Here is a 10856-nt window from a genome sequence, read left to right on the forward strand (position 1 = left end):
CCCACTGCTTGCGCGTGTAGCCGCGGAAGAAGGTCTCGTAGAGTTCGCGGCCGACCTGGTTGACGACCACGTCCTCGGAGGTGCGGATCTTCTCCACCGGCTCGGCGCGGCTCTTCAGATAGGCCTCCGCCTCTTCATCGGTCCGCAGGTTCAGGCCGTAGAGGGCGTTGAGAGTGGTGCGGTTGATCGGAATCGGCACCAGCTTGTCCTGGACGCTGGCCAGCACGCGGTGCTCATACGGGCGCCAGCGCGTGAACTTCGACAGGTAGCCGAACACCTCCTCCGAGTTCGTGTGGAAGATGTGCGGCCCGTAGCGGTGCATCAGGATGCCTGCCGCGTCCTTTTCGTCGAAGGCGTTGCCGCCGACATGCGGCCGGCGGTCGACCAGCAGCACCCGCTTGCCGAGTTGCGAGGTCAGGCGTTCGGCGAGCACCGAGCCGGCGAAGCCCGCACCGACGATCAGATAGTCGAACGGCCGCCGCCGGTTTGACGGGCGGACCGTGGGGGCCGACAGCGTACGGGCGTCGAGGGCCCGCGCCGTCGCCGCGTGGGCCGACAGGACCTTGGAGATCTCGCCGTCCATCCGAGCGAAGGTCTCGTCCCAGGACATCGCCGACAGTGTCTTGTCGGCCGCGGCCCGCCAGTCGCCACCGCCGCGGGCCAGGCGCAGGGCCGCCTCGCAGGCGTCGACGAACGCCGGCGCGGTGTCGGCGATCTTCACCGCCTCGAGGTCGCCGTAGTGGCGGATGACGTCGGTGATCGGCGTCGAGACGACCGGTCTGCCGCCCGAGAGATATTCCGGTGTCTTGGTCGGGCTTATGAAGCGGGTCGCCTCATTCACCGCGAACGGCATCAGGGCGACGTCCCAGCCGGACAGGTAGTCCGGCAGCTCGGCATAGGACTTGCCGCCGAGGAAATGCAGGTTCGGCCGCTGCGGCAGGCTGGCCGGGTCGATCTTCACGACCGGCCCGACAATCACTAGCTGCCACTCCGGACGGGCGTCGGCGATGGCGCCCAGCAGCTCGATGTCCATTCGCTCGTCGACCACGCCGTAGAAGCCGAGGCGCGGCCCCGGGATCGACGCCTGGTCGGGGGGCGAGCTGTCGCCGGCCCGCGCCTTGGCGAAGTGCTCGCGGTCGACGCTGGACGGGAACGGATGGATGTTGACGTGCCGCCCGCGCTTGGCTTCCCACAGGCTGTAGCCGCCGGTGAAGACGACATCGGCGAGGGCCAGCAATTCCTGTTCGAGCGGCACGAGTTCCGGGGGAGCGAACTTGAAGTTCGCGAGTTCGTCCATGCAGTCGTAGACCGTGCAGGAGGCCGTCAGGTGCCGCGAGAAGGGCAACATCATCGGCGTGTAGTACCAGCGCACGAGGTCGCCGCTTTCCGTCGGCAGGACGTTGTCCAGCAATCCCTTGAGCGCCGTGTCACGTGCGTCGCCGTGAAGGTCGTCGGCCAAGATGGGGGTGGCGATGGTCACGCCGCTTTTCTCGCAGGCGCGCACGTCGAGGCGCGGCGGCGAGCCGGCCGGCGCGGGCATCGGTTCTTCCCAGAAGATCACGGTCCGCGCCTTGGCGAAGCGGGTCATAAGGTGCTGCGGTCGCTGGAACACGAAATCCCATCGCAGGTGCGAGAAACAAACCAGGACATCACGAGGGGACGCGTTCACGAGAATTTCCTTCACTAGAGCGCAGCCAAGGAGGCGATCCGCCAACAACGGACGCCACCGGCGAACAGCAGGCTCACGCCGCCGCCTTGGAGAGGTGCAATTCAGCCTGGGAACGGACCTGGTCGGCGTTCTGCAAAAGACGCACGACCGGCAAAACCCACTGACTTTCCCGATCCATACCGGGATCAAGATTCGAGAGCGGCGGTTGTTCCAGCCTCACTCATTTGGCGGTGCAAAAGGAACGATCGCGAGAGCGGCGGATTGCCAAATCGGGTGTGGCAAAGGGGACGTGTGCGCGGATGCTGGAACTTTGGGGCGGGCATGAATGCACCGTCAATCGAGTAGGCGAGCGTTATTACGACCAGACCCGCCGCTCGGGTCACCACGATCGGCCGGATGACCTCGACTTGTTCGCCGCCCTTGGGCTCAAGACCCTGCGCTACCCTCTCGTCTGGGAGCGCGCCTCAGCCGAAATCGGCGCGCCGCCGGACTGGAGCTGGACCGACGCGCGCCTCGGGCGCATCCGTGAGCTCGGCATACGGCCGATCGCGGGCCTGCTCCACCACGGCAGCGGGCCGCGCGGCACCGATCTGCTGGACCCCGCCTTCCCACGCCTGTTCGCCGACTACGCGCGGGCCGCGGCCGAGCGCTATCCCTGGATCGAGGCCTGGACCCCGATCAACGAGCCGCTGACCACCGCCCGTTTTGCCGCCCTCTACGGGGTCTGGTACCCGCATCTGCGGGACGAGAGCGCGTTCTGGACGGCCCTGCTGAACCAGATCGAGGCCACGCAGCTGGCCATGGCCGAGATCCGCAAGGTCAACCCCGCGGCTCAGCTGATCCAGACCGAGGACCTCGGCCGCACCTACGGCACGCGTCCGGTCGGTCACCAGATCGCCTACGACAACGCCCGCCGGTGGATGACCTGGGACCTGTTGTGCGGCCGGGTCGGGCCAGAGCACTTCCTGCACGGCCGGCTGAAGGCGTTCGGCCTGGGCGAGCGACTGGCAGCCATCGCCGACGCGCCCTGCCCGCCCGACGTAATCGGCGTGAACCATTACCTGACCAGCGATCGGTTCCTGGATCACAACATCCAGGCCTATCCGGCCGGGGTGCGCGGCGGAAACGACTGGATGGCGTTCGCCGACGTCGAGGCGATCCGGGTGGCCACGCCGGCGCCCGGCGGCCTGGAAGGCGCCCTAGAGGAGGCCTGGAGCCGTTACGAGCTGCCGCTGGCGGTCACCGAAAGCCACAACGGCTGCACCCGCGAAGAACAGGTGCGCTGGATCCGCGAGGCCTGGGACATCGCCAGCCGCCTGAGGGTGCGGGGCGTCGACATCCGCGCCGTGACCAGCTGGGCGCTGCTCGGCTCCTATGACTGGCAGAGCCTGCTAACCCGCGACGAAGGGGCGTATGAGGTCGGCGCATTCGACGTGCGCGGCCGTCGGCCGCGGCCGACAGCGGTCGCCGCCGAACTGAACCGCATCGCCGCCGGGCAGGGGATGCAGCACCCGGCCACCATCGGGCCCGGCTGGTGGCGGCGCGACGTGCGACTGGAATACAAGCCAGTGATGCGGACGCCGGACGCCGCCGAGCCGCGCCGGGAGTGGCGCGCCGGACCGGGCGAGGGGCGGCCGCTGCTGATCACCGGCGCCACCGGCACGCTCGGACAGGCCCTGGCGCACGCCTGCGAACTGCGCGGCATCGCCTATCGGCTGACCAGCCGCCAGGACCTGCGACTGGAGGACGTCGACAGCATCGCCCGCTGCCTGGACGCCACCGAAGCCTGGGGTCTGATCAACGCCGCCGGCTGGGTACGCGTCGACGAGGCGGAGGCCGATCCGGAAGCCTGCCACCTCGCCAACGCCGTCGGCGCGATCAACCTGGCGCGGGCCTGCGCCGAGCGGAACGTCGCCTTCCTCACCTATTCGAGCGACCTGGTGTTCGACGGCCGCAAGGGCGCCCCCTACGTCGAGAGTGACCCCCCCTCACCCCTGAACGTCTACGGCGCGAGCAAGGCGGCGGCCGAGCGCGGAGTGCTCGAGGCCGGCGGCCGCCCCCTCATCGTCCGGACCGCGGCATTCTTCTCGCCGCACGATCCGTGGAATTTCGCCGACCATGTCCGGCGGACGCTGGCCGCGGGTCAGAGCTTTGCCGCCGCCGAGGACCTTGTGGTCTCGCCGACCTATGTGCCGCACCTGGTGGAGGCGAGCCTCGACCTGCTGATCGACGGCGAGACGGGGGTGCGCCACATCGCAAACGGCGGCGCGGTCACCTGGGCGGGGTTCGCGATCCGGCTCGCCCAGGCGTTCGGCCTCGACGCGCGCCTCGTCGAGGCCGTGCCGCACGCGCGGTTCGGCTGGGCGGCGCCACGGCCGATGGCGGCGCCGCTGGCGACCGAGCGGGGCGAGGTGCTGCCGAGCCTGGAGCAGGCCATCCAGCGTTACGTTTGCCGGATCGGGGAATGCGGCCAGATCTATGCCGAGGGTGTCGGCGGCCATCGCGAGACGGCGCTGGCCGGCTGAGCGGTCAGGCCAAGGCCTTGACCGCGGCGACGATCCGGGACGCCTTCTGCGCGGTGTCGGCGACGCTCTGGCCGGGCCGATAGAGCTCGCCGCCGAGCCCGAACGCGCGAGCGCCGGCCGCCCACCAGTCGCCCATGGTGTCGGGCCCGACGCCGCCGACCGCCCAGACAATGGCGTCCGGCGGCAACACGGCCTTCAGCTGCCTGAGGTGGGTGACGCCGTAAGTGACCGCCGGGAACAGTTTCAAATGCCGCGCGCCGGCCTCGTAGGCGGCGAACGCCTCGGTGGCCGTGGCGAACCCCGGCGCGGAATCGAGGCCGAGCTCCACAGACCGGCGGATCACCGCGGTGTTGGTGTTCGGCGAGACGATGATCCGTCCGCCGGCGTCCTGGACGGCGTCGACCCGTTCCGGCGTGAGGACGGTGCCGGCGCCGATCGCCATACGCCCCTCGAAGGCCTCGACGATCCGCCGGATGCTTTCCAGAGGCTCCGGAGAATTCAGCGGCACCTCGACGCCGCGGACGCCGCCGTCGAACAGGGCTTGGGCGTGATCGACCGCTTCCTCGGGTCGGACGCCGCGGATGATGGCCACCACCGGACATTCGGCCAATGCGTCGTTGAGCTTCATCCCGCCCTCGCCTGATGCAAGGCCCAGAGGCCGGCGACAGCCGCCGCCTCTCCGTCGAAAACCTGTGCCTCGACCCCGCGTATGCCCAGCGCCCGGGCGTAGAGCCCGCAAAGGCTAGCGTCGCCCAGCAAGGCGACACCCTGGGCCAGGTCGCAGCCGAGCAGGCCCGGCGAGGCGGCGACGTCGGCGCCGATCAGCAAGCCCGAAAGGTAGCTGGGCGTATCCTCCGCCCTCCTGCCTTGTCCGACCACGCGGGCCCGCGCGGTGAACAGGCGGGCGGCCAGAGCGGCCCCGTCGCCGGCTGCGGCCAGGCCCTCGGCGAACGCGGCGTTGTCGCCCGGCGGCGCGTCGCTCTTGAGGACGCTGTGGGCGCGCAGAACGGCGAACAGCTCGCCGGTCATGGCGGTGACAAAGGCGATCAGGCGACCGTCCTCGACGACCATCCATTTGGTGTGGGTGCCGGGGTGACATACCAGGCGGCGGCCCTGGGCGAACTCGGGATGGCGGGCCAGCCAGCCGAACAGTTGGGTCTCCTCGCCGCGCATCACGTCGCCCTGGCCGTTGAAGCCGGCGTAGCGAACGCCCGGCACGATGCGCACGCCGGGGGCCGCCTCGGTCAGCGCCTGGGCGAGGTCGCCGCAGGTGGCTGGACAGTCGCGGTAGGGGACCGCCTGCCAGCCGAGGTTCGACCCGACCATGCCGCAGAGGATGGCCGGCGCGGACCCGGCGCCTAGGGCGGGTCGGATCTGCCCCTCGAAAACCTCCGCCGCCTCGCCGGGCGCGAGACGCGAGACACCGAGGGCGAAGTCCTTTTCGGCGAGTACGCCCCCCCCCTCGTCAAGCGCCCAGGCCCGGAGGTTGGTGGTTCCCCAGTCGCAGGCGAGCAGCGCTGGCGCCATCAGGTTCGTCCCGCGTCGATGACCAGGTTCTGGCCGGTGATCATCCGGGCATCGTCGGAGGCCAGGAACAGCGCCAGGCGCGCGACGTCCTCCGGCAGGATGCGGTCCTTGAGCGCCACCTGTTTCGACCACTTGGCCTCGGCCTCCGGGGTGAGCCAAAGCTCGAGCTGGCGCTGAGTCACCACCCACCCCGGGGACAGGGCGTTGACGCGGATCTTGGCCTCGCCCCACTCGCGCGCCAGGCCCTTGGACAGCGCGTTGATGGCGCCCTTGCTGGCGACGTAGGCGGCCATCTCCGGGGGGCCGAACAGGGCGTTGATCGAGCTGACGTTGATGATCGATCCGCCCCCCGCCTCACGCATCATCGGATAGACCGCGACGGCGGCGACGAAGGCTGGGTCGAGGTTGACGGCCAGGGCGCGCCGCCAGGCCTCCGGCGTCGTCTCAGCGGCCTCGTGACGGGTGTCGTTGGCGACGTTGTTGACCAGGACGGAGATAGGTCCGAGCGCTTCGGCCGCGGCGGCGATCGCGGCCTGCAGAGCCGGTGCGTCGGTGACGTCGCAGGGGCGGAACCAGCTGCCGGGCAGCCGGCCGGCCAGCGCCTCGCCGGCGTCGGTCTTGAGGTCGATGAAGGCGACCCTGGCCCCCTGGGCGTGGAACTGTTCGACGAAGCTTTCGCCGATCCCGGAGGCGCCGCCGGTGATGAAAACCGTTCGGCCCGACAGGCTGGGGTAGGTGGCGAAGGCCATCAGTGCGACTCGCGGGTGACTTCCGAACTGGACCGCCCGACCAGGAAGTCCAAGTCGGCACCTTGGTCTGCTTGCAACACGGTGTCGATGTAGAGCCGGTACCAGCCGCGTTGGAATTCGGACGGCTTGCGGGCCGCTTCCCAGGCGCGGCGGCGGTCCGCCAGGTCCTCGTCGGACACCAGCAGCTGCAACCGCCGGTTCGGGCCGTCGAACTCGATCTCGTCGCCGTTGCGCACCAGAGCCAGGGGGCCGCCCGCCTCGGCCTCGGGCGAGACGTGGAGGATCACCGCGCCATAGGCGGTGCCGCTCATCCGGGCGTCGGAAATACGCAACATGTCGCGAACGCCGCGGTGGAGCAGCTTCGGCGGCAAGGCCATGTTCCCGACTTCCGGCATGCCGGGGTAGCCCTTCGGCCCGCAGCCCTTGAGCACCAGGATTGAGGTCGCGTCGACCTCCAGGTCGGGATCGTCGATACGGGCGTGGTAGTCCTCAATGTCCTCGAACACCACCGCCCGGCCGCGATGGGTCAGAAGCTCCGGACTGGCGGCGCTGGGCTTAAGGATGGCCCCGTCGGGGCAGAGGTTGCCCCTCAGCACCCAGACACCGGATGACGGGCCGAACGGCGCGTCGACGGAGGCGATGACATCCCGGTTCCAGACCTCGGCGGCGTCGGCGACCTCGCCCTGGGTGTGGCCGGAGACGGTTATGGCGTCGCGGTGGAGGAGGTCGCCGAGCTCCTTCATCACCGCGGGCACGCCGCCGGCGTAGCAGAAGTCCTCCATCAGATATTTGCCGGAGGGCATGAGGTTGGCCAGCAATGGCGCCTTGCGGCCAAGGACATCGAAGTCCTCCAGCGTCAGCGGCACGCCGACCCGGCCGGCCAGGGCCAAAAGATGGAGCACGGCATTGGTGGAGCCGCCGACCGCCGCATGGACGACGATGGCGTTCTCGAACGCCTCGCGGGTGAGAATCGTGGACGGCCGAATGTCCTGCTTGACCAGTTCGACCATGCGGGCGCCGGTCAGGTGCGCCATCGTTCGCCGTCGGGCGTCGACGGCCGGCAAGGCGGCGTTGTTCGGCAGGCTCATGCCCAGCGCCTCGACCAGGCTGGCCATGGTCGAGGCGGTGCCCATGGTGTTGCAGACCCCCGAGCTGCGGCTCATGCCGGACTCGGCCGAGAGGAAGTCCTTCAGGCTCATCTCGCCGGCCCGCACGGCCTCGGACAGTCGCCAGACGTCAGTGCCGGAGCCGATGTCGCGCCCCTGGAACTTGCCGTTCAGCATCGGCCCGGAGGAGACGACCATGGCCGGAAGGTCGACGCTGGCGGCGCCCATCAGCTGGCCGGGCGTGGTCTTGTCGCAGCCGCCGAGCAGCACGACCCCGTCAATCGGGTTGGCGCGGATGCTTTCCTCGACTTCCATGGCCAGGAGGTTGCGGAACAGCATGGCCGTCGGTCGCATCTGAGTCTCAGGCAGCGACATGGCCGGGAACTCGATCGGCACGCCGCCCGCCTCCCAGACGCCGCGCTTCACATATTCGGCGAGGTCGCGCAGGTGGAACTGGCAGGTGACCAGCTCCGACCAAGTGTTGCAGATGCCGATGATCGGCCGGCCGTCGAAGACGTGGTCCGGCAAACCCGTCGCCTTGATCCAGCTGCGATGGATGAAGCCGTCGCGATCGAGCTTGCCGTAGCTCTTCTGGCTACGGAGCGGCGGCTTGGCCATGCGTCAATCCCCGTGTTTCCTGACCTCCCCTAAACCCGCCAACCGCGGGGCGGTTCAGCCGTTGAACATCGGAAGGTGCTGGCCGCGGACGCCGGCGTCGAAGGCGAACAGACAGCCGGCGGTCGGCTGAGCGGCGCGCGCTTGCGGGGACAGTCCCATCCAGGCGCTGGTCACGTAGAGGGTGGTGAGGTCCGGTCCGCCGAACACGCAGCAGCTGGGCTGTTCGATCGGCGCCTCCACGATGCGGTCGACCGAGCCGTCCGGCGCATAGCGGACGATGCGCCAGCCGCCCCACTCGGCGTTCCAGAGATAGCCCTCGGCGTCGAGAGCCGCCCCGTCTGGCGCGGCGCCCTTCGGCGCGCGGGCGAACTCCCGGCGGCCGGTCATGTCAGGCAGGTCGTAGGCGAAGATCCGGCCGTGCGCCGAGTCGGCGAGATAGAGCGTCCGGCCATCGTCCGTGACGTTGATGGCGTTGGCGATGTGCACGCCGTCGAGGACCTGGCGGCTGGGCTTCCCAGGCTCGCTGACGAACACGCCGCCGGGGCGCCGGCCCTCGTCGTCGTCCATGCTGCTCCACCAGAAGCGACCTTGCGGATCGATCTTCCCATCGTTGCTGCGGAAGCCCGGCGGCAGGGCGATCGGCTCGACCAATTCCACCGCCGCTGTCGCCGAATCAAAGAACGCGAGTCCGGCTTCCGTAGCGATCACCAGCCCGCCGCCAACCCGTGGCGCTGCGGCGCTTGCGCGCATGGGCAGGCGAATGAACTGCGCCTCGCCGGAGGGTTCGAGCCATCGCAGCACCCGGCCTTTGATGTCGAACCAGTAGAGACGGCCCTCGGCAGGCGACCAACAGGGCCCCTCCCCGAGCTCGTCGAAACTCTCAGAAACCAGGCGCACAGAATGGGTCTCCCCCGCCACCCCTGCGACAACCTGCCGACGTTGTTGTGGTTCCGTTCAGCCTGCGGACCCTAATATCATTCCTGCGACTCAAGAGGGGTCTCGGTAATGACTTTGTCCAGCTACTCTGACGTTTTCTCCATCGAACACGAACGCGGTTACGAAGAAGAGATCCGCGTCGGGGACACGGTCCGTTGCGGACCGAACCATCACCCGCACTATGAGGTGATCGCGCTTCATGGCGAGAAGGCCTGGCTGCGCAATATCCAGAACGGCGCCGATGCGCTGGCTCCCATCACTCGCTGCCGCCGCCTGGACGAGGCGACGCTCAGGGCCGCCGCGGAATAAGTCGACCTGGCCGGCTGAACCGGCGTCCTCGCCCGGAGTTGTACTTCGGGGCCGCTAAGGGGAGCGGCAAAGGGAGGACGCGCCATTTCCGCCTTCATGTTTGCGACGGGGATAGAGAACAGCATCCCCAAGATCCAGAATGGTCGCGTGCGCGTCGACCAGATGGAGTCGTGCGGCCACTATCGCCACTGGCGCAAGGACTTCGACCTCGTTCAGGAACTGGGTCTCGGCTACCTGCGCTACGGCCCGCCTCTGCACACGACGCTGCTTGGCCCGGAGCGCTACGACTGGGAATTCGCCGACATCACCTTCGGTGAGCTACGGCGTCGGGACATCGTGCCGATCGTCGACCTTTGCCACTTCGGGCTGCCGGACTGGCTTGGCGACTTCCAGAATCCGGATTTCCCGGAGCAGTTCGCCAAGTACGCCGCGGCGTTCGCCATGCGGTTCCCGTGGGTGCAGCTCTACACCCCGGTCAACGAGATGTTCATCTGCGCCCAGTTCTCGGCCAAGTACGGCTGGTGGAACGAGCAGGGCACCACCGACTACACCTTCGTCACCGCCCTGAAGCATATCGTCAGAGCCAACGTCCGGGCCATGCAGGAAATCCTGAAGATCCGCCCAGACGCGATCTTCATCCAAAGCGAGTCCTCGGAGTACTTCCACGCGGAGAACCCGAAGGCCATCCGGCCAGCCGAACTGGCGAACTCGAAGCGCTTCCTCTCTCTCGACCTGAACTATGGCCACCGGGTCGACTCGGAGATGTACGAGTACCTGATGGACAACGGAATGACGCGGGACGAGTACCGCTTCTTCCTCGGCAATTCGCTGCGCCACCACTGCATCCTGGGCAACGACTACTACTGGACCAACGAGCATCGCGTGGCCGCCGATGGCCACACGCGGGCCTCGGGCGAGATCTTCGGCTACTCGGAGATCACCCGGCAGTACTACGCCCGCTACCGGCTGCCGGTCATGCATACCGAGACCAATCTGGCGGAGGGCGCCAACGGCGACGAGGCGGTAAACTGGCTGTGGAAGGAATGGGCCAACGTCCTGCGCGTGCGCAACGACGGGGTGCCGACCGTCGGCTTCACCTGGTACTCGCTGACCGACCAGATGGATTGGGACGTCGGCCTGCGCGAGAAGAACGACCGGGTGCACCCAGTGGGCCTGTATGACCTCAACCGTGAGATCCGGCCGGTCGGGCAGTCGTACAAGCGACTGATCGCCGACTGGAAGGAAGTCCTGCCGACCCAGAGCGTCTGCCTCAGCGTGCCGGTCATCCCGCCCTCCGAGTACGCGGAAATCCATTCCAAGCGGCAGATGGCCGACGCCCGAGACATGCGGGTGGTCGAACTGCGGACCGGAACCGAGCAGCCGGGCTGACCCATGGCGGGCCCGCACATCGGCGGCC

General features: G+C 68.6%; 9 protein-coding genes and 1 pseudogene. 3 read left to right on the forward strand and 7 right to left on the reverse strand.

The genetic code is table 11. The features are described 5' to 3' along the window. A partial coding sequence (locus ACILRF_RS10770; RefSeq protein ID WP_395672734.1) for an NAD(P)-binding protein occupies positions 1-514 on the reverse strand: 514 nt, incomplete at its 3' end. Positions 515-727: 213 nt separating this feature from the next. After that, a pseudogene (locus ACILRF_RS10775) lies at positions 728-1588 on the reverse strand (glycosyltransferase); the annotation flags it as partial. A 380-nt stretch (positions 1589-1968) separates the two neighbouring features. Between ACILRF_RS10775 and ACILRF_RS10780 the strand changes: the two are divergent. After that, the gene (locus tag ACILRF_RS10780; protein ID WP_395672718.1) at positions 1969-4194 is read left to right on the forward strand and encodes a family 1 glycosylhydrolase; all 2226 of its coding nucleotides are present in this window, start codon (positions 1969-1971) and stop codon (positions 4192-4194) included. A gap of 4 nt (positions 4195-4198) precedes the next feature. On the opposite strand, the gene ACILRF_RS10785 is transcribed toward ACILRF_RS10780, so the two are convergent. Genes ACILRF_RS10785 through ACILRF_RS10805 form a run of 5 tightly spaced genes read right to left on the reverse strand, consistent with a single transcriptional unit; the run spans position 4199 to position 9091 of the window. Beyond that, the gene (locus ACILRF_RS10785; RefSeq protein WP_395672720.1) at positions 4199-4822 is read right to left on the reverse strand and encodes a 2-dehydro-3-deoxy-6-phosphogalactonate aldolase; all 624 of its coding nucleotides are present in this window, start codon (positions 4820-4822) and stop codon (positions 4199-4201) included. Further along, complete coding sequence (locus tag ACILRF_RS10790; RefSeq protein WP_395672722.1) at positions 4819-5721, reverse strand: 2-dehydro-3-deoxygalactonokinase; 903 nt, start codon at positions 5719-5721, stop codon at positions 4819-4821. Before ACILRF_RS10790 ends, ACILRF_RS10785 begins: the two co-directional genes overlap by 4 nt. Continuing rightward, positions 5721-6470 (reverse strand): SDR family NAD(P)-dependent oxidoreductase, encoded by a 750-nt coding sequence (locus ACILRF_RS10795; RefSeq protein WP_395672724.1) that lies wholly within the window; start codon positions 6468-6470, stop codon positions 5721-5723. Before ACILRF_RS10795 ends, ACILRF_RS10790 begins: the two co-directional genes overlap by 1 nt. Beyond that, entirely contained in the window at positions 6470-8194 is a 1725-nt protein-coding gene (locus tag ACILRF_RS10800; RefSeq protein ID WP_395672726.1) for an IlvD/Edd family dehydratase, read from the reverse strand. The genes ACILRF_RS10795 and ACILRF_RS10800 overlap by 1 nt, the downstream gene beginning before the upstream one ends. A gap of 54 nt (positions 8195-8248) precedes the next feature. Further along, a complete protein-coding gene (locus ACILRF_RS10805) occupies positions 8249-9091 on the reverse strand; it encodes an SMP-30/gluconolactonase/LRE family protein (protein ID WP_395672728.1) in 843 nt (280 codons plus the stop codon). A gap of 108 nt (positions 9092-9199) precedes the next feature. On the opposite strand from ACILRF_RS10805, the gene ACILRF_RS10810 reads away from it, so the two are divergent. Next, positions 9200-9439 carry a hypothetical protein gene (locus ACILRF_RS10810; protein ID WP_395672730.1) on the forward strand — a complete coding sequence of 80 codons (240 nt, stop codon included), beginning with the start codon at positions 9200-9202 and terminating at the stop codon, positions 9437-9439. Between the two features lie 147 nt (positions 9440-9586). Further along, on the forward strand, positions 9587-10828 hold the full coding sequence (locus ACILRF_RS10815; RefSeq protein ID WP_395672732.1) for a family 1 glycosylhydrolase: 1242 nt from the start codon (positions 9587-9589) through the stop codon (positions 10826-10828). Positions 10829-10856 lie beyond the last annotated feature (28 nt).

The sequence above is a fragment of the Phenylobacterium sp. genome (assembly GCF_044236515.1).
Taxonomy (GTDB): Bacteria; Pseudomonadota; Alphaproteobacteria; order Caulobacterales; family Caulobacteraceae; genus Phenylobacterium.